Here is a 25,105-nt window from a genome sequence, read left to right as displayed (position 1 = left end):
GGAGAAACAACGTGTATTTCAAGTCATTGGACTATCCGGTCATAGTCATCGACGGTGATTACGACTCACCACGCATCGGCGGCATCCTGATCCGCGCTCTGGTGGAAGAGCTGCGCAGCAACGACCAGCGCGTGCTGTGCGGGTTGAACCTGGATGATGCCCGTGCAGGAGCACGCACCTATGTTGCGGCGTCAGCCGTGCTGATATCGATCGATGGAAGCGAGGAAGTCGATGGCGAGTTCCAGCGCCTGACCGCGTTCCTGCGCGAGCAGAGTGCGCGCCGCGCGAACCTGCCGGTCTTCCTGTATGGCGAGCGCCGTACCATCGAGAAGGTACCGAGCAAGCTGCTCAAGTACATCCACGGCTTCATCTTCCTGTTCGAGGACACCAAGAACTTCATCTCCCGACAGGTGATGCGGGCCGCTGAAGACTACATGCAGCACCTGCTGCCGCCGTTCTTCAAGGCGCTGATCCATCATGCCGCCGAGTCGAACTACTCCTGGCATACGCCCGGCCATGCCGGTGGCGTGGCCTTCACCAAATCGCCGGTTGGCCGTGCATTCCACCAGTTCTATGGCGAGAACACGCTGCGCAGCGATCTGTCGATCTCGGTGCCGGAGCTGGGATCGCTGCTGGACCACACCGGGCCGATCAAGGACGCCGAGAACGAAGCGGCCCGCAACTTCGGCGCCGACCATACGTTCTTCGTGACCAATGGCACCTCCACGGCCAACAAGATCGTCTGGCACGGCACGGTGGCGCGCGGCGATGTGGTGTTCGTCGACCGCAACTGCCACAAGTCGCTCCTGCATGCGCTGATCATGACGGGCGCGGTACCCGTGTACTTCACGCCCAGCCGCAACGCGCACGGCATCATCGGCCCGATCAGCCTGGACCAGTTCACTCCGGAATCGCTGCAGCAGCGCATCGCCGCGAACCCGCTGGCGAGCAAGGCATACACGGCGGGCTCCAAGCCGCGTATCGCCGTGGTCACCAACTCCACCTACGATGGTCTGTGCTACAACGCCGAGAAGATCGCCGACGAGATCGGCAGTGCGGTGGACTTTCTGCACTTCGATGAGGCCTGGTATGCCTACGCCGCATTCCATCCCTTCTACGAGAACCACTACGGCATGGCCAAGGGCAAGCCGCGCGAGCAGGATGCGATCATCTTCACCACGCACTCCACCCATAAGCTGCTTGCCGCGTTTTCGCAGGCCTCGATGATCCATGTGCGCAACTCGGCACAGCGCAATCTGGATGCGGAGCGTTTCAACGAATCATTCATGATGCACACCTCCACCAGCCCGCATTACGGCGTGATCGCCGCCTGTGATGTCGCGTCGAAGATGATGGAGGGCGAGGCCGGTCGCTCGCTGGTGCAGGAGATGCACGACGAGGCGATCGCATTCCGGCGCGCCATGCTGCATGTGCGCGACGATCTCGGCCGTGATGATTGGTGGTTCAGCGTGTGGCAGCCGACCAAGGTCGAGCGCAGCCTTGACAAGGGCGACACGCCGGCGCCGATGGTGGCCAAGCGGGAGGAGTGGTACCTGCAGCCGGATGGGCACTGGCATGGTTTCGAGAATCTGGTGGACGACTATGTACTGATCGATCCGATCAAGGTGACCCTGCTGACCCCCGGCCTGTCGATGGATGGCGGAATGGGCCGGCTGGGCATTCCAGCGGCGGTGCTGAGCAAGTTCCTGTGGGGTCGTGGCATCACTGTGGAGAAGACCAACCTCTACTCGGTCCTGTTCCTGTTCTCGATGGGGATCACCAAGGGCAAGTGGAGCACGCTGGTCACCGAGCTGATGGCATTCAAGGAGCTGTATGACCGCAACGCCCCCCTGAGCCAGGCGCTGCCGACGCTGGCGGCGGACTATCCCGTTGCCTACGCCGGCTGGGGACTGCGCGACCTCTGCGATGCGCTGCACGCCTTCAACCAGGAGTTCGCAGTGGCCCGGGTGATGCGCGAGATGTACGTGGACCTGCCGACGCCGGTGATGACCCCGGCCGATGCCTACAACCATCTGGTGAAGGGGGAAATCGAACGGGTGGACATCGAACAGCTCAGTGGCCGCATCGCGGCGACCATGCTGGTGCCGTACCCGCCCGGCATTCCCACCATCATGCCGGGCGAGCGCTTCGGTGCCAGCGATGAGCCCATCATCGAGTCGCTGCGCATCGCGCGCGAGCAGAATGCGCGCTTCCCGGGCTTCGAGTCGGACGTGCACGGACTGATCATCGAGCACGACGGCGAGACCGTTTCGTACAAGGTGGAAGTGCTGAAGGCCTGAGCCACTCCGTGGTCCTCCGCACGCGTCGCGGTGCGGAGGACTGCCAAGGAGGGGGCCCGGTGCACCGTCGCGTTGATCCGGTTGCCGCATCTGGCAGTGGTTGGCCGAGATCGAAGCGGAGGCGCGGACCGTCTAGCGCAGGTAGTACTCCACGGGTACCACCAGTTCCTGCGGCGCCTTCATTTCGTCGGGAATGCGTGGCAGCGGCTGTGCGCGGCGGAAGGTCTGCAGCGCCGCGTCATCGAGCAGGGACTGGCCGCTGGACTGCTCCAGGCGCAGCGCCAGAAGGCGTCCGTCGCGGTCGATGCTGGCGCGGACCCAGCTGGTGCCCTGCTGGCGCCGCGATCTAGCGCTGGAGGGGTAGTAGCGGTATCGCTCCAGTCGTGCCATCAGCCGCGCTTCCCACTGGTCGCTGGCAGCGCCGGCCTGGACGTCCGCGGGTGGGGCGTCCGGAGCAGGCGGCGCGGCCGAGATCGATGCCGGTGCGGGACGGGCATCGGCCGCGGCCGCAGGTGGGGCGACCTGCGTGGGTTGCCGGCCGGCGCCGGCGATCTCGCTGGCGGCCAGTTCGCCTTCACGCGCGTGGGTCGGCGCGGGTGGCGGCGGCGATTTCCGTGGCTGCGCGGCGCGCGCCTGTTGCGCCTGGCTGGGCTGTTCGGCCTGGCGTTCCTCCACAGGCTGTGGCGGTGCAGCCGGCGCAAGCAGGCGCAGGCTGATGCGCACATCCTGCTCTGGCGGCGGCAGCGTAGGCGGGGCTGCCACCCAGTGCACGAGCAGCAGCAGCGGCAGCAGGTGGATCCCGACGGTGATCGCCATTGCCTGCCAGTGTTGCCTGCGTTCACTCATCTGCGATCACCCACAGCAGGTCGGCGTCGCTGGCGTCGATGGCTTCTTCCGCCGATGCCAGAGCGACCACCAGCGCAGGCGCGGATGCGGGCAGATAGCCCGGTACGCCGGTGCCGCGCAGCACATGCCAGCGGCCGGCAACGAGCAGCGCGGGTGTCTGTGCGGCCGCCAGTACCTGCGCCATACGCGAATCGCGGGCCTGCTGAACGGCCAGCATGCCTTCCAGCAGCGGTGCGGCGTCGGCGTGCTGGGCCAGCACTACGTTCGACAGGCGGTGGCGTGCGCCAGGCACCGGGAAGCGCGCCGGTGCCGACGAAGCGAGCAGCGCGTCGACCTCCGCACGCGAGAGGTTGCCACCGTGCAGGGCGATGCCTGCAGCGGCGGCATCCTGCACCAGTCCGCCATAGGCCGACCACGGCCAACGGGGGTCCCAGCCCAGCAGTTCCTGCAGGTGTTGCCCGTCGGCACGGTTGCCCTTGTCCAGCCAGCGCTGCACGCGCTGCAGGCGGGGCTGGCGTTCACTGCCGATCATCTCCAGGACCAGCGCACCCTGTGGTCGCTGCTGGTGCAGGGCCTGCAACAGCCAGCGTTCGGCGGCATGGTCGGCGGCGACGTCATGGCGTTCCCCCAGCAGCAGGTGCCGGGCGGCGGCGACGCGCTGCACGAACGCCGCTTCCTGCAACGGCCGGCCGCTGGCCAGGTCGATCACCGTGCCGGGCATCGACTGGGCCTGCCCGGTCGCCAGCACGGCAAGCAGGCACAGCGGCAACCAGCGTCGGCTAGAACGCCACGTTGACGCCCATCGAGACGGTGCGGCCGCGGCCGTTGCCGCGGTCCAGGATCGGGCTGAAGATGCTGTCGATCGAGGCATTGTTGTCATAGGCTTTGTTCTGCAGGTTTTCGATGTTCAGCCATACGGTGGTGCTGGCCTGTGGCTTGAAGCTGGCGTAGAAGTCCAGCAGCACACCCGTGCCGCGGGTCTTGCGGGTCTGGAAGAAGTCGTAGCCTTCCTCAGTGGGGCCGGAGTATTCGGCGCGCACGCCGGCCTGCACGCGCTGCTGCCACCAGCGACCGCCGACGTCCAGCGTCCAGTAGCGGTCGGGAAGCGCGGTGATGTCTTCCAGGTTGACGAACTCGATGGTGGGCGCGCTGGTGTGTGATCGTGTCCAGCTCAGCGTCGCGTGATAGTGCTCGCTGGCGTAGTGGGCCTCCAGCTCGATGCCACGCATGCGCACCACGCCCGGGTCGTTCATCCAGCGGGTGGTGACGCTGAAGTCGTCCACATCCAGCGCATCGGTCCAGGCCGAAAGCTGCGGGTCGCTGTCGATCGGTACCACGACGGGCTCGATTTCCGGTGGATGCACGATCAGCAGGTACTGCGGCTTGATGTAGTCGCGAATGCGGTTGTCGAAGCGGGTTACCCGCAACTGGGCCAGGTCGCCGTCGCGCAGCAGCGAGTCGGTGCTGAGATTGGCGCCGAACTGCAGGTTGCGCGAGCGTTCGCGACGCAGGAATGGATTGGCGCCTACGCCATCGGCATCGCTCATGCCTTCCAGCGGAATCTTCTCGAAGAACATCTCCTGCACGCGTGGCGGCCGCGACGTCCGCGAGGCCTCGGCGTACAGCTGCAGCCAGTCGGTTGCCTGCAACGAAACCGAGAGGCTGGGACTGAATGCATGTTGGCGGCGGCGGATGTCGATGCCCCCGCCGTTGATCCGGGTGCACTGGCCCGGCACATCCGAACAGGCCGCGATGTGCCCGCGGATGCCGTAGCGATCCTGGCGCAGCCCGGTGGTCAGTGCGTAGATGCCGTACTGCAGTTCGAGCGTACTGAACACGCTGTCCAGCTGGCTGCGCCCCTGCGGGTTGGCGCCGCGCAGGGTGGGCGTATCAGCAACGAAAATGTCCGACTGGTGCTTGAGGCCTGTGTTCCAGCGTGCCTGCAACGAGCCGATCTCGAAGTGGCTGGTGTTGTCGATGTTCCAGCTGCTCAGGCTGCTGTGGGTACGCCGGCCGATGTAGCTGGACACTTCCACCGGCGGATAGAACAGCCGCGTCTTGTTGGCGGCGAAGCTGGCGCGCAGATCGATCCAGGGCGTGTAGGGCGTGTAGTGATAGCTGGCGCGCTGGTTGCGTGCCGAAATCTGCCACGGGTAGTTGTGATAGAAGTCGTTCTCGTAGCGCATGTGGCTCAGGTCCAGCCGGTGCAGCTCACTGGGTTGCAGGCGGGCCTTGAGCAGCCAGCTTCTGGGGTGCTGGCTGCCCGGGTCGGCGCTGTTCTTCTGCCCGTTGGCGGTCGCGTACTCGCTGCTGCGGCTGCTGCTGGCCGCCGCAAGCAGGCCGAACTGGCGGTCACCGCCTTCCTCGCTGTGGCGCCAGGCGCCGGCGAAGGTGCGGCCAGTGCCATAGCCGTTGTCGCCGTGCCGGTAGCCGGCGCGCAGGCCCCAGTCGCGGCTCTCACCCAGCAGGTCATCGATATCCAGCGTGCGGAAGTTGGCGGTACCGGCCAGGGTGCCAGCGCCATCGCCGCCAGCGACGGCACCGCGCTGCACATCCACCCCGGCCAGCAGGAATGGATCGACATAGGCGAACGGGCCGCCGGAGCCGTGCCCGGCGTTGTTGCGGAAGGTCTGGGTGACACCGTCGATCATCGTGTTGACGCGGCCGGCGCCGGTCATGCCACGGATGTTGACCTGGAGGCCGGGCTGGCTGCGCGAGTGGAAGCTGTGCGTGCCGGGCATCGAGCGCAGCAGGCTGTTGCCCTCCTGGCGTTCGGCCATCGCCACGCGTTCGCTGCCAACGGCTGGCGCGAAGCCATCGCGGGTGGCGGGGACGTACTGGCTGGCGCCGGTGCCGGGCGCATGGCCCTGCGCAGGAGTGCCCTGCACGCGCAACGGACCGGTGCGGCGGCTGCCATCGCTGGACTCGGCAGGCGCCGGCTCGAGGGTGGCACGCCTTGCATCGATGAAGCGGGGCCGCAGGCCGGTGCCGACCAACAATTGTGACAGCGCCTGCCTGTCGTCGAAGTTGCCGCGCAGCGCGGGCGCCATCTGGCGCTGGGGCAGCGCGCCACCGATCACCAGATCGATGCCGGTGAGCCGGCTATAGGCATCCAGTGCGCCGGCCAGCGGCTGTGCAGGCAGGTCGTAGTGGCGGGTTGCGGTCTGTGCCTGGGCATGGCCGGACAGGAATGGAACCGGGCTGGCGCAGGCCAGCGACAAGGCCAGGACAAGGGGGCGGTGGGACAGCATCGAGGTCTCCAGGGAGTGACGCAGAGCGTCGTCAGCCTGGGAAGACGCACGGGCAGGGACGATGTCAGGGTGCATGGCCGGTGCCGTGCGTTGATGACAGCCACAGCTGCAGTCCGGGACCGATGCGCAGCACGCGGACCTGCAGTTGCCGGGCGAGCTGGTCGCGGGTGCCGGTGGCGCCGGTGGCATTGCCCAGCACGGTGACCCGCTGCTGGCGCAGGCGCGCGCCCATGATCCAGGTGTGCCCACCGTCCCAGCGGTCCAGCCCCCGGGCGACATCCTCCAATGGCGCCGATACCCAGTGCAGGCGCCGCTCGCGCCAGGCGAGCACGCCTGCCGGTGCGGCCGACGGGGTGCCGGGTGTCTGGCCATCGAAGCGCAGTTGTTCGCCCTGGCTTGCCTCTCCGCTGCCGCTGCCGCTGTCCACCCGCACCTGGTGTTCGGTGACGGTCACCACGCTGCTGCCGTTCTGCACGGCGACATCGAATGCGGTGCCCAGCGCGGTGACCCTGCCATGCGGCGTGCGCACCTGGAACGGCCGGTCGGCATCGGCGGCAACCTGGAACCAGGCCTGTCCCTTCTTGAGCTGCAACTGCCGGCGCTGCCCGTCGATGCGGACGCGCACCTCGCTGCCCGGAGACAGCACGACGCGCGAACCGTCCTGCAAGGGTGTCTCGCGGATCTCGCCGACGGTGGTGCGCAGCACCAGTTCTGGCGGCGGTGCGTCCTGGCGGAGCGACAGGCCCAGCACGCACAGCAGCAGGGCGCCGATGCCCGCCTCGCGCAGGGCGCGCCGGCGGTGACGCTGCTGCTGGCGTTGCAGGCTGGGCAGGCCGGCACCGGCCTGCCACAGCTGCTGCAGGTGCAGGTACTGTGCTGCATGGCGCGGGTCTGCCTGATACCAGTGGGCGAACGCGCGCTCGTCGCGCGTACCGTCATGGCCGTCGAGCCACCAGCGTGCGGCTTCGCGTGCGATCGTGTCCTGGCTCATGGGCCGGGCACCTGTTGCAGCGCGACCAGCGCGCGCAGCAGGTGTCCATGCACGGTCTGCCGGCTGATGCCGAGCTGGCGACCGATTTCGGCCAAGGCCATCTGTTCCACCCGGGCCAGCAGGAACACCTGCCGCGAGCGCGGCGGCAGGGCGGCGATGATCGCGTCCAGGTGACGCAGTTGTTCGAGATCGAGCAGGCGTTGTTCCGGCAGGGGCGCCGGATCGGCGAGGGTGGTCAGAGATGCTTCGTCCAGCGGCTCTTCCCGGCGGCGCTGGCGTTGCCGGTAATGGTCGGCGATCAGGTTGTGGGCGACGCGGTACAGGTAGGCGCGGCCATTGCTGAGCAGGCCACTGGCGGCGACCTTGACGACACGCAGCCAGGTCTCCTGGACGACGTCATCGGCATCGCTGCGTTGCGGGAGTTTGCGGCGGACGTGGGCGTGCAGCGGCCGGTAATGGGCGGCGCACAGATGCGCGACATCCGTCGGTTCGACAGGCGTGGACACGGGGCGGGCTACAACTGGGAAAGGGAACAGCCCGCGGCGGCAAGGGCAGCGCCTGCACCTTACAGTAAAAGAGAATCATTTGCATCCATGGTGCCGGCGCATCGAAGGCGAGCGGGCCGGCAGCGCGCTCTGCGTCAGAGGTCGCGGTACTGGATCTGTGCAGCGAGCACGCGCAGGCCTTCGGCATTGCTGGACAGGATGCGTTCTTCGCCAATGCCCTTCTGGCGTTGCAGCTGGAATCCCGCTGCGTTGGGCAGGTGCGCGGCGATGGTCTCCAGGCGTTGCAGCGCATCGGCCCCTTGGCAGTCGAAATGACCCCAGTAGGCGCCGTGACGGTGGACCAGCAGGCGGTAGTTCATCGTGCGTTCTCCGGTAGTTCCTGCAGCCAGTGGTTGAACATCGCAGTCGCGGCTGCGGCCAGCGGGGCGCCATAGCGGCGTGCCTGCGCGCGAAGATCGTTCGGGTCGATGCCCGCCTGGGCCAGCTCGAGCGCGTGGCCGATCAACCAGCGTTCGAACTGCCGCGCGTCCAGTTCCGGGTGGCACTGCAGGGCCAGTGCATGCTTCCCGATGGAAAAGGCCTGGTGGCGGCAGGCGGGTGTGCTGGCAAGACGGTGCGCACCGTCCGGGAGTTCGAAGGCTTCGCCATGCCAATGCAGCACAGGAATGCCCTGCAATGCCAGCAGGGGAGAACGCTGGCCCTCGTCGGTCAGCAGCAGTGGCGCGAATCCGATTTCCTTGCCTCCGCTGGGCGCCACCTCCGCCCCCAGCGCACGTGCCATCAGCTGCGCACCCAGGCAGATGCCGAGGGTCGGCCGCTGCAGGTGCAGGCGCCGTTGCAGCAGCGCGATGCTGTCAGCCAGGAAAGGGTAGAGCAGGCCATCGTTGACGCTGACCGGGCCTCCCAGTACGACCAGCAGATCAGCCGCTTCGGCCGCGTCAAGCGCATCGATGCCGGCCTGCAGCACGTGCAGCTGCCAGCCCCGGGCCAACAGCAGCGGCTGCAGCGTGCCGAGGTCTTCGAAGGCGACGTGTTGCAGGACGACCGCGTGCTTCATGCGGCCCCTCCACGGGTGGGCCAGTAGGCGCTGTCCGGTGTCGCGCGTGCTCCGAAGATGGCCTGGCCGACGCGGACCACGGTGGCGCCCTCCTCGATGGCGACCTCGAAGTCGCCGGACATGCCCATCGACAGCTGCGACAGGTCGATGCCGGTCGGCGCGCTGCGCTGCAGCTGGTCGCGCAGCGTGCGCAGGCGGACGAAGCAGGCGCGTACGCGTTCCACCTCCGGAGTGAAGATGGCCAGGGTCATCAATCCGCGTACGCGCAGGCGGTCGAACATGGGCAGCTGCTGCACGAAAGCGTCGACGGCGCCTGGCTCCAGGCCGTACTTGCTGGGTTCGGCGGAAGTGTTGACCTGCACGAACACGTCCAGAGTGCGGTCCTCCAGCAGCAGGCGCTGCTGCAGCGCTTCGGCCACGCGCAGGCTGTCCAGCGCCTGGAATTCACTGGCGAAGCGCGCCACATGGCGGGCCTTGTTGGTCTGCAGGTGGCCGATCACCGACCAGTGCACGCCAAGGTCGGCCATCGACTCGGCCTTGCGCTGTGCCTCCTGCACCTTGTTCTCACCCAGCTCATGGCAGCCGGCAGCCACGGCCATGCGGATGCGCGCCTCATCCACGGTCTTGCTGACCGGCAGCAGGCGCACGCTCTGCGGGTCGCGGCCCGCGCGGGCACAGGCCCGCGCGATGCGCTGGCGCACCGTGAGCAGGTTGCGGGCGATCTGTTCAACGGACTGGGCGACAGGCCAGTCGGCGGCGGCAAGGGGCATGCGTGCACCTCCAATGCAGGGTGGCCAGGGTGGGATACACTGGCACAGGACAAGATTTATTTTGGCATAGGACAAAATGAAAATCACCGGGCACAGTGCCGAATCGATCTTCGACAGCATCCGCGAGGGCATCGGCGACGGGCGGCTGACCGCGGGCAGCGTGCTGCCGCCGGTACGCGAACTGGCCGAGCGGCTGGGCGTCAACCGCAACACGGTGGCGGCCGCGTACAAGCGGCTGGACGCGGCGGGCCTGGCCAGTACGGGGGGGCGGCGCGGTACCACGGTGCGTGGCGTGCCGGCCCCCGTCGCGCGCGAAGGCAGTCCGCCGGGGCTGGCGCTGCACGATCTGGCAGGTGGCAATCCGGACCCACGGCTGTTGCCGAGCCTGCGCCTGGCACCGGCGCCACCTCGGCTGTATGGCGTGGGTACGGTCGACCCGCGCCTGCAGCGGTTGGCACGTGCGTCGCTGGATGCCGATTGTCCGCAGGGCTACGCCCTGGAGCTGAGCCACGGTGCGGTCGATGGCATCGAACGCCTGCTGGCCGCCTGGCTGCTGCCCGGCGACCGCATTGCCGTGGAGGATCCCTGCTTCCTTGGCAGCCTCAACGTGCTCAATGCCGCTGGCCACACGCCGCTGCCCGTGGCGGTGGACACGCATGGGATGCAGGTGGCGTCGCTGCGGCGGGCGCTGGAGGCTGGCGCACGCGCGGTACTGCTGACGCCGCGCGCACACAATCCTACCGGCGCCAGCCTGGATGCGAAGCGGGCGCGGGCACTGCGCCAGCTGCTGGCCGGCTACCCGCAGGTGGCGGTGCTGATCGACGATCACTACGCGTTGCTCTCGCAGCAGGCCTACCACTCGGTGCTGCCCGTCGATGGCCGGCGCTGGGCACTGCTGCGCTCGCTGTCCAAGCCGTTGGGCCCGGATCTGCGCCTGGCGTGGCTGGCCTGCGATGAGGAAACCGCAGTACGGCTGCGCCTGCGGCTGGCAGCGGGAACCGGCTGGGTCAGCCACCTGCTGCAGGACGCGGCGGTCTCGGTGCTGGAATCAGCCCCGCAGCGGGCGAAGATCGCTTCGGCCGGCGTGCGTTACCAGCAGCGGTTGCAGTCGCTGCAGATGCTGCTGCAGGCGCGGGGCGTGCAGCAGGCCGTGCCGATGGAGGGGTTGAACCTGTGGTTGCCGCTGCCGGATGACAGCCGCCCGCAGGTACTGGCGCTGGCCGCCCGCGGCTGGCATGTGCGTGCAGGCGAAGTGTTCGCAGTTTCCGCCCCCGGCCATGGCCTGCGCATCACCTGTGCGGCGCTGGGAACACCGCAGCAGCGACAGCTGGCCGATGACCTGGCGGCCGTGCTGGGATGATGAACCCGCGTCCTTCAGGGCGCGGCACTGACGCCGGGGCGCACGTAGTAGGACTGCCCGCTGTCATCCACGAACATCAACTCCGGCTTGCCCTGCCAGGAGGTGAGCATCGCGCCGGTGTTGTTCTGGTGTTTGACCATCAGGCTGGCGCCGCGGTCGGGGTTGGCGACCACCTTGAACACTTCGGTGGTGCCGGCTGCATCGTCAAGCGTCAGCAGGGCTTCGCCACCGTGGTCGGTCGTGCCGTAGCCGCCGCGTTCGGAGCCGTCCGGACCCAGCAGAACCAGGCCGGACAGGGCGCTGGCACGTGTTCCCTGCACCTGGCCGCGACTGCGCGGGTCGGGCACCGGGGCGCCCAGGATCACCCGCGCCTGACCGGCGCCATCGTGGATGACCAGGCCCCGGGCTTCGATCACCCGCTGCGGCGATTGGCTGCGATGCAGGCTCCAGGCAGTCCAGCCGGAAACGAGCAGGGCGAGGGTGGAGACCAGCAGCGTGGTCAGCGTGAGTGCACGGGGCATCGGATCGTCCTTCCTTGGATGTGCCGACGATAACGGAAGCGGGCCGCTCATGACCAGTTCGCTGTGTGACGCGGTGTGTCCTCAGTGGAAGTCGCGGCTTCGGCTGCGCAGGCCCTGCAGCAGTTCATCCAGGCAGTGCATGCGTTGCACGATCACATGCTGCACGCCATCGACACGCTCCAGTCGGCCGTCGATCTGCATCAGCTGGGTATCGACCAGTACACGGTGCTGCCGGTCGGCCAGGTGCCGCCAGACCACGGCATTGACCATGCCGGTTTCATCTTCCAGGGTAAGGAAGGTGACGCCGCTGGCGGTCTGGGGACGCTGGCGCATGCGTACCAGCCCGGCGATGCGTACGCGGCGGCCATGGCCGTGGCCGGCCAGTTGTGCGGCGTCGAGGCAGCCGCGGCTGCGCAGCTGCGTGCGCAGGAATGACATGGGATGGCGACCCAGGGTAGTGCCGATGCTGCGGTAGTCGGCCTGCATGTCTTCCCACGCACTGGGCAACGGCAATGGCACGCGTGCTTCAGCGGTGGTGCGGGCCTGATCGAACAGCGGCAGGCGGTTTTCCACGCCGGAGACATCCCAGCGCGCACGATGACGATGCCCGCTGAGGCCGCGCAGCGCGCCGGCATCGGCCAGCAGGCCCTGATGGCGCCGGTCCAGGACGGTGCGCTGGCACAGATCGCCGACATCGTCGAATGGCCGTCGCGCGCGTTCGCGCATGATGGCCTGTGCCACCTGTTCGTTGCAGCCATCGACCAGGCGCAGGCCCAGCCGGATCGCCGCGGGACCCCTGCTGAAATCCAGCGTGCAGTCCCAGTCGCTGTGGCGCACGTCCACCGGCAGCACGATGATGCCGTGCCGGCGCGCATCCTGCAGCAGCTGGTCGGGGCTGTAGAACCCCAGTGGCTGGCTGTTGATCAGGCTGGCGGTGAACGCGGCCGGATGATGGCACTTCAGCCAGCAGCTGTTATAGGTCAGCAGGGCGAAGCTGGCGGCGTGGCTTTCCGGGAAGCCGTAATCGCCGAAGCCCTTGATCTGCTCGAACAGGTGCTCGCCGTATTCGCGACTGAAGCCGTTCTCCAGCATGCCGGCCAACAGCTTCTCGCGATGCGGCTCCAGCCCGCCGCGGCGCTTCCAGGCCGCCATCGAACGGCGCAGGGCATCGGCCTCGCCCGGGGTATAACCGGCCGCATCCACCGCCAGCTGCATCACCTGTTCCTGGAACAATGGCACGCCCAGCGTACGTGCGAACACGCGTTCCAGCCGCGGTGGGTAGAGCGGATTGTGTGGATCGTTCAGTGCATCAGGGCCGTGCTCGCGCAGGATCCGCCGCCGCTCCAGATAGGGATGCACCATGTCGCCCTGGATCGGACCGGGCCGCACGATCGCGACTTCGATCACCAGGTCATAGAACGTGCGCGGCTGCATGCGCGGCAGCATCGCCATCTGCGCGCGCGATTCGATCTGGAACACGCCGATGGTGTCGGCGGCGCAGATCATGTCGAAGGTCTTCGCATCCTTGGGCGGGATCGCATCCATGCGTCCTTCGTGCAGGCCATGCTGCTTCAGCATTGCCAGGCATTTGCGGATGGCGGTGAGCATGCCCAGCGCCAGGCAGTCGACCTTCATCAGGCCGGTGGCATCCAGATCGTCCTTGTCCCACTGGATGACGGTGCGGTCGGCCATCGCTGCGTTCTCCACCGGCACCAGGGTCGACAGCGGGTGTTCGGAAATCACGAAACCGCCCGGATGCTGCGACAGGTGGCGCGGGAAGTCGATCAGCTCGGCGGTCAATGACAGCAGTCGCCGCATCAGCGGCGTCTCCGGGTCGAAGCCGCGCTCGCGCAGGGTTTCCGGTAGCGGAATGTTGCCACCCCAATGGTCCATCGCCGCGCCCAGTTCATTGACCTGGTCCATCGGCAGTCCCAGCGCGCGGGCGACATCACGGATCGCACTGCGGCCGCGATAGCTGATCGCCACCGCCGTCAACGCGGCGCGTTCGCGGCCATAGCGCTTGAACACGTACTGCAGGACTTCCTCGCGCCGTTCATGCTCGAAATCGATATCGATATCCGGTGGTTCATTCCGCTCGGCGGAGATGAAGCGCTCGAACAGCAGATTGCTGCGCGCGGGGTCGATCTCGGTCACGCCCAGTACGAAGCACACCGTTGAATTGGCGGCCGAGCCGCGGCCCTGGCAGAGGATGTCCTGGCTGCGGGCGAAGCGCACGATGTCGTGCACGGTGAGGAAGTAGGAGGCATAGTTCTTCTCCCTGATCAATGCCAGCTCATGCTCGATCTGCCTGCGCTGTGGTTCCTGGATGCCCTCCGGCCAGCGCCAGGGAATCTTTTCTTCCACCAGCTCGCGCAACCAGCTGTCCGGGTCATGACCTTCCGGCACCAGTTCACGCGGGTAGGTGTACTTCAACTGGTCCAGGGTGAAGTGGCAGCGCTCGGCGATGCGCACGGTCTCGGCCAGCAGTGCAGGGGGATACAACCGGGCCAGCGCGGTGCGCGGGCGCAGATGGCGTTCGCCATTGGGGAACAGGCGCCAGCCGGCTTCGGCCACGCTGCAGCGGTGACGGATCGCGGTCAGCGTGTCCTGCAGCGCGCGGCGGCGGCGCACATGCATGTGCACATCGCCGCTGGCGACCAGCGGCAGGCCGTGGCGTTCGCCGAACGCCTGCAGCTGCTGCAGGCGGCGCGCGTCGTCGTGCTCATGGTGCAGTTCCACCGCCAGCCACAGGCGGTCCTTGAAGGCTGCGCGCAGCAGTGGCAGATCGGTGGCGGCGGGCTGCCGGTCCAGCCACAGGCACAACAGGCCGTCGGGCAGGCCGGACAGGTCATCGCGCAGGCAGCGGTACTCGCCCTTGCCGGCCCGCCGCCGGCAGGTGGTGATCAACTGGCACAACCCGGCGTAGGCAGCCTGGTCGGTGCACAGCAGCACCAGCTTCGGTCCCTCTTCGACCTGGAACTCGGCACCGACGATGAGCGCCACGCCCTGTGTCTTCGCTGCCTGCCAGGCGCGCACGATGCCAGCCAGCGAACACTCGTCAGTGATCGCCAGCGCGCGGTAGCCCTGGCCGCGGGCACGTGCGAACAGTTCCTCGGCGGTGGAGGCACCGCGCTGGAAGCTGAAGGCCGACAGGCAGTGCAGTTCGGCATAGCCGGGCAGCTCATCGTGCATGGTGGTTCAGCCGAACCAGCCGTGCAGCATCCACGGTGCATGTGGATCATTGCGCTCACGGAAGGCCCAGCCGCGCTGGCCGTGTGCGGTTTCCACCACATAGTAGTCGCGGCGCGCATCGGCCTGGTCCCACCAGCCTGATTCGATCCGCTCCGGCCCGGTGACGACGCGCAGCCGCGGGTCACGCAGCACCTGTGGTGTGTCCAGCAACCAGCCGGGGCGCAGCGGCCAGTACGCCGGTGGCCTGGCGGGTGCCTGGGTGCCACTGGCGCGTTCGGGGCGATGGTCGGCCTGCACGGCAAGGGGCTGCACGGCGTCATCGCCGAGCCGTGCACGCAGGCGCTCGCGCAGCTGGGTCCACGGCATCGCCTGTGCCGGGCGGGTGTCGAACAGATCGCGTGCGGCGGGCACGAAGGGCGGCAGCTGTTCGGCCTGCAGGCGCAGGGCCCGGCTGCCCGCCGGCAGCGGGAAAGCCTCCATGCGGTTACGGGCGATCTCGAACAGCAGCGCGGCATCGCGCTCGGGTGCGAGCAGGCCGATGGTCAGCACGCTGGCAGGCAGCAGGTCGTGTTCGAAATGCAGGTCGAAACGCTGCACGCCGCCATCGCGCGAGCACAGGAAGGCCGCCAGATCCAGCAGCAGGCGTCGCAGCGGAAACAGCAGGGCCTGGCTGGATTCGATCTCGTACTCGAATTCGATGCGTGCGTCGAAACGGTCTGGTGGCTGGTAGTAGCGCAGGGGTGCGGTGGGCAGGCCACGCAGCGCGTCCAGCTGCTGCAGCACGTCCGGCGCGAAGCGGCGCGCCAGGCTTTCGCGCGGCAGGTCGAACACTGCCCCCAGCGTACGCAGCCCGGAGCGGCCAAGCACGGTCACCGCATCGGCCGGCAATCCGCTGCGCGGCAAGGGCAGCTGCGCCAACAGGGCTGGCAACTGTCCTGCATCGATACCGAGGCCATCATGCACGTTGGCCAGCACCCGTGCGGCATGGGGATTGGGCGCCGCGACCAGGCGGTGACGGAATCCAAGTTCATGCAGGCCATCACGCAGGCGCCGTTCGATCGCCAGCCAATCGCCGAACAGGGCACGGCTGGCACCGATCTCCAGGACCAGGGCATGGGGAAAGTCGAGGCTGACCTGCGAACTGAAGCCGTACAGCCAGCTGGCCAGCAACTGGCGGGTGTGCAGCTCGGTGGCCGGATCGTAGTCATGCAGCTGCAGGTCCTGCACCAGTACCTGTGCGGCCGACAACAGCATGCCCGGACGCAGGCCGGCTGCACGCGCAGCAGGGCTGACGGCGCGCAGCACGCGACGCTGCGCCGGCCCCTGCAGCAGCACCAGTGGCCGCTGCGGATCCGCTTGCAGGCGCAGCACGCAATCCAGCGCCAACTGCGGCAACAACAGGCAGGCCCAGTCCATGCGGCCGCCTCAGTGGGCGATGGCCAGTGGCAGCGGCTGTGCCGGCGGCAATCCGCCACGGCACTTCAGGACCCGGACCTGGCCGTGGTCGAGCTGCAGGCGCAGGCTGGCCGGGGACGGGTTGCGGGCCGCACGCGCCTCGCGGAACACGAAGCCCAGGCACTGGCCACTGTCGGCGGCTACCTGCAGGCGGCGCAGGGCGCGGTCGTCGGCCTGCTGTGGCCAGCACAGCACTGCCGCGCAGGCCGCCGAGCGCAGGCATTGTTCGGTGGCCCACAGCGCCTGCTTTGGCCCGGCCTGGATGATCTGCAGCTGCGCCAGATCCAGCCCGGCCGCGGCCCAGGCCGGCGCATGCGGCCGGTAAGGCGGCGCGACCAGCACGATCGGCCGCTCGCGGCGGCTCAGCTTTGCCAATGCCGGCCAGACCAGCGCCAGTTCGCCTACACCCGGCGCGCCCTGCAGCACCTCGCACAGCCCGCTGGCCGGCCATCCCCCCCCGGGCAGGCGTGCATCCAGGGCGGGGTGGCCACTGGCCAGATGGTCGCTGGCCGGGCCGTGCCGCGCCGGACCGCGCCATAGCTGGCGACCGTCCAGGAGACGGTCGAGGGCAATGACCGCACCCATCAGCCCACCGTCCGGAAACGCGTGGGGGCTGGCTGAGAGCGACAATAGTTGTCGGAAACGGCTGGCATGGAGCGAGTATCGACAGGCCGGTATCAAGGGCTGAGACCGGACATGCTACTCGCCTCGTGAGTAGAATTACTAATGAATTCGGGAGCCGCGTTTCAGGTTGCTGAAGAGCGGGCGCGGTTCATCGATCAACGTGCCCCGCACTCACCGCCCCTGCGGATCCGGGCGGTGGTGCACGTACTCGACCACGGTGCCATCGGGATGTACCGCATTGAACGCCGCACCGGTCGGGACGATCTGCAGCGGGAAGATGATCTCGGCCCCGGCAGCGATCAGTTTGTCGTGATAGGGCCGGACATCGTCGACCAGCAGGGTGCCCGTGGTCGAGGTGAAGGGTGCCAGTGCGGTCTCGCTGCCTTCGATCAGCAGGAAGGCACCGACCATGGCCAGGCGCAGTCCTGCATCGGGAAACGGAAACCCGGCATCGGCGACCACACCCTGCAGCTGCTCGTAGAACGCCACACTGCGCTCCAGTTCGCCGGGAGCGACGAATACGCGGATCAGCACGCGCGGGCTGCGTTGGCTGGAGGTGTCACAGCGGTCGCGCCAGAGATGGTCGAAGTCGCGATGTACGTTCATGGGCGTGATCCGTGGCCAGGGGCTTCCATTATCGGCAGCGCCGCGCACCCCACTGATGACCGCCGGTGATGGACTGATAACCGGCGTGCAGGGGCTGGCCTGTGCCTTAGGTCCTGTTGACAGGCATGAACGCCCTCGCACAATCTTCACAGGTTGGGCCACGTGCGTGGCCCAGGCAGGCAGGTTGTCACGCCGGGAGGAGGGTCCCGCGCGCAGACCGGTCCGCCCTCCGGCCTGAGGTGTTGCCCGGCAACGCCTGTACGGCATGAACGCTGCACCCTTCGGCGGCATTTTCCCTGGACCGATTGCCTTGGCAACGGAATTACGCCCGTCGATGAAAACGTTTACAAAGCCGCTTGCCCTGTCCCTCGCCGTGTCCGCCGCCGTCATCGCGCCGGCGTGGGCCGATCCCGCCGCGTTCACCGTGTTGACCCTGGAGCAGGCGCCGCCGGCCGAAGCGATGCCGGCCCTGGCCACCCAGCTTGGATCCCTGCAGGTGGATGCCGTGAGTGTGCGGCAGGTGCAGCGCAGCATCGACCAGGTCGATCCGCTGCAGCTGCTGGCTGATGGCCTGGGCTACGAATACCGCTTCATCGCCGCCGGGAAGGACGATGGCCGGACCCAGCGCGGTCAGGCCGTGCTGACCCGGTTGCCGATCGCGGCGGAATCCGGCCCGGACCAGCCGGGGCTGAACTACCTGCGCCTGGATGACGGTCGCCACACCGTTGCGGTCTACACCGATGCCGGCGCGGGTGCCCTGCAGTTGCCGGCCCTGGTGTCGCGTTCGCGGCTGGGTGCGCCGGCGGTGCTGCTCGGCGCTGTTGCTGGCGATTCCGCCAAGGCTGCCGGTTTCGATCCGGCGCGGGTGGCCCCGGAAGCCGATGCCAGCTACTTCAGCGATGGCTTCCAGGCCGCCAGCAGTGCGCCGTTCAAGGTTGAGGGCAGCGCCCTGCGCGCGACCCTGCTGACCCTGGCCTATGCCGCCGACAAGGGGGGCGATGCGCCGTGGATGGACACCACCCTCAACGCCGACGCCCGCGCTGCGCTGCTGCTGAAGGCGATGACCGAGGATGAGAAATTCCAGATGCTGCACAGCTACTTCGGGCTGGGCAAGGACGGCGGCCCGCTGCCGGACGGCGCGGTCGGTTCGGCCGGTTTCGTGCCGGGCGTGCCGCGCCTGGGCATTCCCTCGCAGCAGTCGGCCGACGCCGGCGTCGGTGTGACCAACCCCGGCGGCATCCGGCCCGGCGACTTCGCCACCGCCATGCCCTCCGGCCCGTCCACCGCATCGAGCTGGAACCGCGAAGTGGCTTTCGCAGGCGGCGCGACGATGGGCCGCGAGGCTTGGCAGCAGCGTTTCAACATCCTGCTTTCCGGCAGCGTCAACCTGCAGCGCGATCCGCGCAACGGCCGCAACTTCGAGTACGCCGGCGAAGATCCGCTGCTGGCAGGCTCGATGGTTGGCGCGTTGATCCAGGGCGTGCAGAGCCAGCACGTGATCTCCTCGATGAAGCACTTCGCGCTGAACGACATGGAGACCCGCCGCAACTTCCATGACGTACGCATCGGCGAACAGGCCATGCACGAGTCCGACCTGCTGGCCTTCGAGATCGCGCTGGAGACCGGCCGCCCGGGCGTGGCGATGTGCTCGTACAACAAGATCAACGGCACCTACGGCTGCGAGAACGGCTACCTGATGAACCAGGTGCTGAAGCAGGAATGGAAGTTCCCTGGTTTTGTGATGTCCGACTGGGGTGGCGTGCACAGTGGCTCAAAGGCGGCGCTGGCCGGCCTGGACCAGCAGTCGGCCGGTGAAGTGTTCGACGCGGCGGTGTTCTTCGACGAGCCGCTGCGCCTGGCCGTGCACGGCGGCGTGGTGCCGCAGGCGCGCCTGAACGACATGGTGGCGCGCATCCTGCGCACGATGTTCCTGCACGGCAACTTCGACAACCCGCCGCAGCACCAGAAGGTTGATGCCGAGGCCGGTTTTGCCGTGGCACAGCGCACGGTGGAAGAGGGCAGCGTGCTGCTGCGCAATGAAGGCAACCTGTTGCCGCTGGCCGACAGCGTGAAGCGCATCGTCATCATCGGCGGCCATGCCGACAAGGGCGTGATCGGTGGTGGCGGTTCGTCGATGGTGGGCGTGACCGCCAAGGGCACCAACGCGGTGCCGGGCGTGATGCCGACCACCTGGCCGGGCCCGGTGATGTTCCATCCGTCCTCGCCGCTGGAGGCGCTGCGTGCAGCGCGCCCGGACGCCACCATCGCGTATGTGGACGGCAACAATGCCGCGGCTGCAGCCAAGGCCGCCGCACAGGCGGATGTCGCCATCGTGTTCGCCACGCAGTGGGCCGCCGAATCGGTGGATCTGCCGGACATGCAGCTGCCGGACAATCAGGATGCGCTGATTTCGGCGGTGGCCAAGGCCAACCCGAAGACCGTGCTGGTGCTGGAAACCAACGGCCCGGTGCGCACGCCGTGGCTGGCGCAGGTGCCGGCGATGCTGCAGGCCTGGTATCCCGGCATCCGCGGTGGCGAGGGCATCGCCGCACTGCTGACCGGCCAGGCCAATCCGTCCGGCCGCCTGCCGGTGACCTGGGTGACGGACGAGTCGCAGCTGCCGCGCCCGCATATCGATGGCCTGGGCTTCAAGCCGGCCAAACCGTTCGGTGATGTGTTCGATTTCGATATCGAAGGCGCCAACGTCGGCTACAAGTGGATGGCCGCCAAGGGCCTGACTCCGACCTTCGCCTTCGGCCATGGCCTGTCCTACACCTCCTTTGCCTACGACAACCTGAAGGTGAGCGTGGAAGGTTCGCGCCTGGTCGCCAGCGTGGACATCCGCAACACCGGCAAGCGCGCCGGTGCCGATGTGGCCCAGCTGTACCTGAAGCTGCCGGCGGGCAGCAGCACGCCGATCCGGCTGATCGGCTACGACAAGGTGCAGTTGCAGCCGGGTGAGCAGCGCCGCATCCGTATCGAAGCCGAGCCGAAGACCCTGGCCCACTACGATGCGCAGGCCCGCCAGTGGAAGATTGAAGGTGGCACCTACCAGGTGCAGCTGTCGCGCAATGCCGCCGAACCGCTGCAGAGCGCGGACGTGCAGCTGGTGGAGCAGGTGCTGCGCTGACACCGCGTGGTACTCACGCTTGCAGACACGGCCCCGCAAGGGGCCGTGTCTGTTTGCGGCCTGCCGCTGCGCTCGCCGGGCATGGCCCGGCGCTACCCCATGACCCGCACGAGCGGTAGCGCCAGGCCATGCCCGGCGGAGCAACGATGGGCAGAGGAATGCGGTAGCACCGGGCCATGCCCGGCGAGCGCAGCGATGGGCCGAGGAATACGGTAGCGCCGGGCCATGCCCGGCGAGCGCAGCGATGGGCCGAGGAATACGGTAGCGCCGGGCCATGCCCGGCGAGCGCAGCGGCAGCGGAGGCACATGTGCCATCAGTCCTGCCCGCATCCGCCCCAGAATGCAAAGCCGTAACACACTTCACAGGGCAGGGCAGGAGTAGGCTTGGAACTTTCCCGCCGGAAGGGGTTGTCCATGCGTGTGCGTGCCGTTGCAATAGCCATCGCCCTTTGCCTGTCCAGCAGCGTGCTGGCTGCCGATACGCCGCCGATGACCCCGGACATCAGCGGCAAGCCTTTCGTTGCCCCGGATGTGGGGCGCGACTACGACAAGCGCGTGGTGATGGTGCCGATGCGTGATGGCACCAGGCTGTATACGGTGATCGTGGTACCCAAGGGCGCCCGTAACGCGCCGATCCTGCTGACCCGCACGCCCTACGATGCTGCCGGCCGCGCCAACCGCAGTGACTCGCCGCGCATGCGCGACCTGCTGCCACAGGGCGACGAGGTGTTCGTCGACAGCGGTTACATCCGCGTATTCCAGGACATCCGTGGCAAGTACGGCTCCGAAGGCGATTACGTGATGACCCGGCCGCTGCGCGGGCCGTTGAACAACACCAAGGTGGATCACTCCACCGACGCCTGGGACACCATCGACTGGCTGGTGAAGCACGTGCCCGAGAGCAACGGCAAGGTCGGCATGCTGGGCTCGTCCTATGAAGGTTTCACCGTGGTGATGGCGTTGACCGATCCGCATCCGGCGTTGAAGGTGGCGGCACCGCAGAGCCCGATGGTCGATGGCTGGATGGGCGACGACTGGCTCAACTACGGCGCCTTCCGCCAGGTCAACTTCAACTACTTCGCGATGCAGACCGAGAAGCGCGGCAAGGGCACGCCGCTGCCGAGCCTGGGCTATGACGACTACAGCACGTTCCTGCGCATCGGCTCGGCTGGCGACTACGCCCGTTTCACCGGCGTGGACCAGCTGACCTGGTGGAAGAAGCTGGTCGAGCACCCGGCGTATGACGCCTTCTGGCAGGGCCAGGCGCTGGATGCGGTGATGGCCAAGACGCCGTTGAAGGTGCCGACCCTGTGGTTGCAGGGCCTGTGGGACCAGGAGGACATGTGGGGTGCCAACCACGCCTACCAGGCGATGGAAGGGCGCGATAGCGGCAACGACCGCAACTATCTGGTGATGGGGCCATGGCGGCACAGCCAGGTGAACTACAGCGCCAGCGAACTGGGCGCGCTGAAGTTCGACGGCGATACCGCGCTGCAGTTCCGCCGCGATGTGCTCAAGCCGTTCTTCGACCAGTATCTGGTGGACGGCGCGCCGAAGGCGGACACACCGCCGGTGCTGATCTACAACACCGGTGAAAACCACTGGGATCGCCTGAAGGGCTGGCCGCGCAGCTGCGACCAGGGGTGCGCCGCCAGCAGCAAACCGCTTTATCTGCGTGCCGGCGGCAAGCTGGCGTTCCAGGCGCCGGCGGCGGGCGAGGGCGACTTCGAGGAATACGTGTCCGACCCGGCCAAGCCGGTGCCGTTCGTACCGCGCCCGGTGCGCTTCGGTGACCGCGACATGTGGACGACCTGGCTGGTCAAGGATCAGCGCTTCGTCGATGGCCGACCTGACGTGCTGACCTTCATCACCGAACCGCTGGCCGCGCCACTGCGCATCGGCGGCGCGCCGGTAGTGCACCTGCAGGCGTCCACCAGCGGCACCGACAGCGACTGGGTGGTGAAGCTGATCGATGTGTATCCGGACCAGGAGGCCTCGGCGCCGGAGATGGGCGGCTATGAGCTGCCGGTGTCACTGGCGATCTTCCGTGGCCGCTACCGCGAAAGCTTCAGCGATCCGAAGCCGCTGGCGGCGAACCAGGTGCTGCCCTACCGCTTCGACCTGCCCAACGCCAACCACACCTTCCAGAAGGGGCACCGGGTCATGGTGCAGGTGCAGTCGAGCCTGTTCCCGCTGTATGACCGCAACCCGCAGACCTATGTGCCGAACATCTACCTGGCCAAGCCGGGCGACTACCAGAAGGCCACGCAGCGGGTCTGGCACAGCGCGGCGCAGGCCAGCTACATCGATCTGCCGGTGTACTGAAACGGGGCGGGCAACGCCGGGCCTGGCCCGGCGCCACCTTCCATGGGCAACGTCGGGCCATGCCTGGTCGCGGTGGACCGGGCATGCACCCGTCGTCAGGCATCCAGTGCCGGGTAGTCGATGTAGCCGTGTTCGCCACCGCCATACAACGTGGCCGGGTCGAGCTCGGCCAACGGCGCACCGCTGCGCAGTCGCGCGACCAGATCCGGGTTGGCAATGAAGGGCCGACCAAACGCGATCATGTCGGCATAGCCGCTGGCAAGGGCCTGCCCGGCACGCTCAGCGTCGTATCCGTTGTTGGCGATCCAGGCGCCACGGAAGCGTGCGCGCAGCGCAGGGTAGTCGAATGGGATGTTGTCCCGATCGCCACCGGTTGCACCTTCGATGACATGGATGAAGGCCAGTCCGTCGATCGTGTCCAGGCGCTCCACTGCACGGTTGAACAGCGGTTGCGGGTTGCTGTCATGGGCATCATTGACCGGGGTGACCGGTGACAGGCGCACGCCGGTGCGGCCGGCGCCGATTGCTTCGGCGACCGCGCTGACCACCTCGAACAGCAGCCGCGTACGGTTCTCGATGCTTCCACCGTAGGCATCGTCCCGATGGTTGCTGCCATCGCGCAGGAACTGGTCGATCAGGTAGCCGTTGGCTGCATGTACCTCGACGCCATCGAAGCCTGCGGCAATGGCATTGCGCGCGGCGATGCGGTAATCCTCGATCAGTTGCGGGATCTCCTCCAGCGCCAATGCGCGCGGCGCGGACACATCCTCGAATCCATTGGCGGTGAAGGTCTTGCCGTTGGCGCGGAGGGCGCTGGGTGCCACCGGCACTTCGCCTTCCGGCAGCAGGCTGGTGTGGGAGATGCGACCCACATGCCACAGCTGCAGCACGATGCGGCCACCTTCGGCGTGTACCGCGTCGGTGATGGATTTCCACGCAGCGACCTGCTCGGCGCTGTAGATGCCCGGCGTATCAAGGTAGCCCTGGCCCAGAGGGCTGATCTGGGTGGCTTCTGCAATGATCAGGCCGGCACTGGCACGTTGGCGGTAATAGGTGATCGCCAGCGGAGAAGGGACACGGTCGGGCAGGGCGCGGTTGCGCGTCAGCGGTGCCATGGCGATGCGGTTCGCGGCAGCGATGTCACCCAGGTGAGTGGGCGTGAACAGCAGGGCGTCAGCGGGATTCATTGGAGTTTCCAGAGCAGGGGAGGGTGAGGTCGAGCATACGGTCGAACGCGTTGCAGCGATGGGAAGGTTCGTTGCAGCGCCTGGAAGTGGCGCGGCCGTAACACGGCGGGGCGTACCGTGGGTCGCGGGTGGACGCGTGTCCACATCGATTCCCGATAGATGGAGAACACAGATGATCGACTATCAGCTCGGCGGCAAGACGGCGATCGTGACCGGTGGCGTTTCCGGCATCGGCCTGGCCGTGGCCGAACTGCTGGCAGCGTCCGGTGCTGCGGTGTCAGTGTGGGACCTGAAGCAGGACGCGGTGGACGCCACCGTGGAAGCGCTGGCCCGGCGTGGCAGCCGCGCCATCGGCATCGCCTTGGACGTCACGGATGAGGCTGCCGTGGAGGCGGCGGTGCAGCGCACAGTGAAGGAGCTGGGCGGCGTGCACGTCGCGGTCAACAACGCCGGCATCAGCGGTCCGGCGGCGAGCAGCGGCGACTATCCCGTCGATGGCTGGAAGCGGGTGGTCGATGTGAATCTGACCAGTGTATTCCTGTGCCAGCGTGCGCAGATCCAGGCCATGCGCGCGGCCGGGAAGGGCGGGAGCATCATCAACATGGCCTCGATCCTGGGCCAGGTGGGCTATGCCGGTTCGACCGCGTACGTGGCAGCCAAGCATGGTGTGGTCGGCCTGACGCAGACCGCAGCGTGGGAGCATGCCGCCGATGGCATCCGTGTCAATGCGGTGGGGCCGGGCTTCATCGCCACGCCGCTGCTGGAGAAGATGGATCCGAAGGTGCGCGCCACGCTGGAAGACCGCCACGCGTTGAAGCGCCTGGGCAAGGCCGAGGAAGTGGCGGCGCTGGTGGCCTGGCTGGCCAGCGATGATGCCTCGTTCGCGACCGGCACCTATTACGCGATCGATGGCGGTTATCTGGCGCAGTGATGCGGTGACCGCAGGGACGGTGGTGCCGGGCATGGCCCGGCGCTACCGGGTGA

General features: G+C 67.7%; 19 protein-coding genes. 5 read left to right on the top strand and 14 right to left on the bottom strand.

Going from position 1 to position 25,105, the window contains the following annotated elements; all coding sequences use genetic code 11:
- Positions 1-11: 11 nt before the first annotated feature.
- Entirely contained in the window at positions 12-2,300 is a 2,289-nt protein-coding gene (locus ACX9OW_RS06910) for an Orn/Lys/Arg family decarboxylase (RefSeq protein ID WP_065175308.1), read from the top strand.
- Between the two features lie 132 nt (positions 2,301-2,432).
- On the opposite strand, the gene ACX9OW_RS06905 is transcribed toward ACX9OW_RS06910, so the two are convergent.
- The 8 genes from ACX9OW_RS06905 to ACX9OW_RS06870 form a co-directional block, all read right to left on the bottom strand.
- Entirely contained in the window at positions 2,433-3,146 is a 714-nt protein-coding gene (locus ACX9OW_RS06905) for an energy transducer TonB family protein (RefSeq protein WP_459062105.1), read from the bottom strand.
- Positions 3,139-3,915, bottom strand: a complete 777-nt coding sequence (locus tag ACX9OW_RS06900; protein ID WP_065182739.1) for a ChaN family lipoprotein — start codon at positions 3,913-3,915, stop codon at positions 3,139-3,141. The genes ACX9OW_RS06905 and ACX9OW_RS06900 overlap by 8 nt, the downstream gene beginning before the upstream one ends.
- A gap of 10 nt (positions 3,916-3,925) precedes the next feature.
- On the bottom strand, positions 3,926-6,397 hold the full coding sequence (locus ACX9OW_RS06895) for a TonB-dependent receptor (protein ID WP_445394352.1): 2,472 nt from the start codon (positions 6,395-6,397) through the stop codon (positions 3,926-3,928).
- Positions 6,398-6,461: 64 nt separating this feature from the next.
- On the bottom strand, positions 6,462-7,388 hold the full coding sequence (locus ACX9OW_RS06890; RefSeq protein ID WP_053517660.1) for a FecR family protein: 927 nt from the start codon (positions 7,386-7,388) through the stop codon (positions 6,462-6,464).
- Positions 7,385-7,894 carry a sigma-70 family RNA polymerase sigma factor gene (locus tag ACX9OW_RS06885; RefSeq protein WP_180876974.1) on the bottom strand — a complete coding sequence of 170 codons (510 nt, stop codon included), beginning with the start codon at positions 7,892-7,894 and terminating at the stop codon, positions 7,385-7,387. The genes ACX9OW_RS06890 and ACX9OW_RS06885 overlap by 4 nt, the downstream gene beginning before the upstream one ends.
- A gap of 134 nt (positions 7,895-8,028) precedes the next feature.
- Complete coding sequence (locus ACX9OW_RS06880; protein ID WP_053517658.1) at positions 8,029-8,253, bottom strand: hypothetical protein; 225 nt, start codon at positions 8,251-8,253, stop codon at positions 8,029-8,031.
- Complete coding sequence (locus tag ACX9OW_RS06875) at positions 8,250-8,951, bottom strand: glutamine amidotransferase (RefSeq protein WP_445394354.1); 702 nt, start codon at positions 8,949-8,951, stop codon at positions 8,250-8,252. The genes ACX9OW_RS06880 and ACX9OW_RS06875 overlap by 4 nt, the downstream gene beginning before the upstream one ends.
- On the bottom strand, positions 8,948-9,721 hold the full coding sequence (locus ACX9OW_RS06870; RefSeq protein WP_065175300.1) for a YggS family pyridoxal phosphate-dependent enzyme: 774 nt from the start codon (positions 9,719-9,721) through the stop codon (positions 8,948-8,950). The genes ACX9OW_RS06875 and ACX9OW_RS06870 overlap by 4 nt, the downstream gene beginning before the upstream one ends.
- A 76-nt stretch (positions 9,722-9,797) precedes the next feature.
- Between ACX9OW_RS06870 and ptsJ the strand changes: the two genes are divergently transcribed.
- Entirely contained in the window at positions 9,798-11,081 is a 1,284-nt protein-coding gene (gene ptsJ / locus ACX9OW_RS06865) for a MocR-like B6 salvage transcription factor PtsJ (RefSeq protein WP_445394355.1), read from the top strand.
- Between the two features lie 14 nt (positions 11,082-11,095).
- On the opposite strand, the gene ACX9OW_RS06860 is transcribed toward ptsJ, so the two are convergent.
- From ACX9OW_RS06860 to ACX9OW_RS06840, 5 genes are all read right to left on the bottom strand, one after another.
- Positions 11,096-11,602, bottom strand: coding sequence for a hypothetical protein (locus tag ACX9OW_RS06860; protein WP_053517653.1), 507 nt, complete (start codon positions 11,600-11,602; stop codon positions 11,096-11,098).
- A gap of 81 nt (positions 11,603-11,683) precedes the next feature.
- Complete coding sequence (locus ACX9OW_RS06855) at positions 11,684-14,794, bottom strand: error-prone DNA polymerase (protein ID WP_197600990.1); 3,111 nt, start codon at positions 14,792-14,794, stop codon at positions 11,684-11,686.
- A 6-nt stretch (positions 14,795-14,800) separates the two neighbouring features.
- Positions 14,801-16,210: a Y-family DNA polymerase gene (locus tag ACX9OW_RS06850; RefSeq protein WP_197600989.1), complete on the bottom strand. Its 1,410-nt coding sequence runs from the start codon at positions 16,208-16,210 to the stop codon at positions 14,801-14,803.
- Between the two features lie 9 nt (positions 16,211-16,219).
- A complete protein-coding gene (imuA, locus tag ACX9OW_RS06845; protein WP_053517646.1) occupies positions 16,220-16,834 on the bottom strand; it encodes a translesion DNA synthesis-associated protein ImuA in 615 nt (204 codons plus the stop codon).
- A 210-nt stretch (positions 16,835-17,044) separates the two neighbouring features.
- Positions 17,045-17,479, bottom strand: coding sequence for a VOC family protein (locus ACX9OW_RS06840; RefSeq protein ID WP_053517644.1), 435 nt, complete (start codon positions 17,477-17,479; stop codon positions 17,045-17,047).
- 334 nt (positions 17,480-17,813) lie between these two features.
- On the opposite strand from ACX9OW_RS06840, the gene ACX9OW_RS06835 reads away from it, so the two are divergent.
- Complete coding sequence (locus ACX9OW_RS06835) at positions 17,814-20,609, top strand: beta-glucosidase family protein (RefSeq protein WP_111185970.1); 2,796 nt, start codon at positions 17,814-17,816, stop codon at positions 20,607-20,609.
- Positions 20,610-21,023: 414 nt separating this feature from the next.
- Positions 21,024-22,934, top strand: a complete 1,911-nt coding sequence (locus ACX9OW_RS06830) for a CocE/NonD family hydrolase (RefSeq protein WP_065182748.1) — start codon at positions 21,024-21,026, stop codon at positions 22,932-22,934.
- Between the two features lie 95 nt (positions 22,935-23,029).
- On the opposite strand, the gene ACX9OW_RS06825 is transcribed toward ACX9OW_RS06830, so the two are convergent.
- Positions 23,030-24,121: an alkene reductase gene (locus ACX9OW_RS06825; RefSeq protein ID WP_459062104.1), complete on the bottom strand. Its 1,092-nt coding sequence runs from the start codon at positions 24,119-24,121 to the stop codon at positions 23,030-23,032.
- Positions 24,122-24,293: 172 nt separating this feature from the next.
- Here ACX9OW_RS06825 and ACX9OW_RS06820 point away from each other — a divergent pair, with 172 nt between their 5' ends.
- The gene (locus tag ACX9OW_RS06820; protein WP_053517641.1) at positions 24,294-25,052 is read left to right on the top strand and encodes an SDR family NAD(P)-dependent oxidoreductase; all 759 of its coding nucleotides are present in this window, start codon (positions 24,294-24,296) and stop codon (positions 25,050-25,052) included.
- The last annotated feature ends 53 nt before the right edge of the window (positions 25,053-25,105 follow it).

It is taken from the genome of Stenotrophomonas genospecies 5, from assembly GCF_054473825.1.
This window is presented reverse-complemented; position numbering and strand designations above follow the sequence as displayed.

Bases quoted from the DNA above. Each gene is read 5' to 3' on its own strand.
- ACX9OW_RS06905 (WP_459062105.1), bottom strand. From the start codon at position 3,146: ATGAGTGAACGCAGGCAACACTGGCAGGCAATGGCGATCACCGTCGGG.
- ACX9OW_RS06895 (WP_445394352.1), bottom strand. From the start codon at position 6,397: ATGCTGTCCCACCGCCCCCTTGTCCTGGCCTTGTCGCTGGCCTGCGCC.
- ACX9OW_RS06890 (WP_053517660.1), bottom strand. From the start codon at position 7,388: ATGAGCCAGGACACGATCGCACGCGAAGCCGCACGCTGGTGGCTCGAC.
- ACX9OW_RS06880 (WP_053517658.1), bottom strand. From the start codon at position 8,253: ATGAACTACCGCCTGCTGGTCCACCGTCACGGCGCCTACTGGGGTCAT.
- ACX9OW_RS06875 (WP_445394354.1), bottom strand. From the start codon at position 8,951: ATGAAGCACGCGGTCGTCCTGCAACACGTCGCCTTCGAAGACCTCGGC.
- ACX9OW_RS06870 (WP_065175300.1), bottom strand. From the start codon at position 9,721: ATGCCCCTTGCCGCCGCCGACTGGCCTGTCGCCCAGTCCGTTGAACAG.
- ptsJ (WP_445394355.1), top strand. From the start codon at position 9,798: ATGAAAATCACCGGGCACAGTGCCGAATCGATCTTCGACAGCATCCGC.
- ACX9OW_RS06860 (WP_053517653.1), bottom strand. From the start codon at position 11,602: ATGCCCCGTGCACTCACGCTGACCACGCTGCTGGTCTCCACCCTCGCC.
- ACX9OW_RS06855 (WP_197600990.1), bottom strand. From the start codon at position 14,794: ATGCACGATGAGCTGCCCGGCTATGCCGAACTGCACTGCCTGTCGGCC.
- ACX9OW_RS06850 (WP_197600989.1), bottom strand. From the start codon at position 16,210: ATGGACTGGGCCTGCCTGTTGTTGCCGCAGTTGGCGCTGGATTGCGTG.
- imuA (WP_053517646.1), bottom strand. From the start codon at position 16,834: ATGGGTGCGGTCATTGCCCTCGACCGTCTCCTGGACGGTCGCCAGCTA.
- ACX9OW_RS06840 (WP_053517644.1), bottom strand. From the start codon at position 17,479: ATGAACGTACATCGCGACTTCGACCATCTCTGGCGCGACCGCTGTGAC.
- ACX9OW_RS06835 (WP_111185970.1), top strand. From the start codon at position 17,814: ATGAAAACGTTTACAAAGCCGCTTGCCCTGTCCCTCGCCGTGTCCGCC.
- ACX9OW_RS06830 (WP_065182748.1), top strand. From the start codon at position 21,024: ATGCGTGTGCGTGCCGTTGCAATAGCCATCGCCCTTTGCCTGTCCAGC.
- ACX9OW_RS06825 (WP_459062104.1), bottom strand. From the start codon at position 24,121: ATGAATCCCGCTGACGCCCTGCTGTTCACGCCCACTCACCTGGGTGAC.
- ACX9OW_RS06820 (WP_053517641.1), top strand. From the start codon at position 24,294: ATGATCGACTATCAGCTCGGCGGCAAGACGGCGATCGTGACCGGTGGC.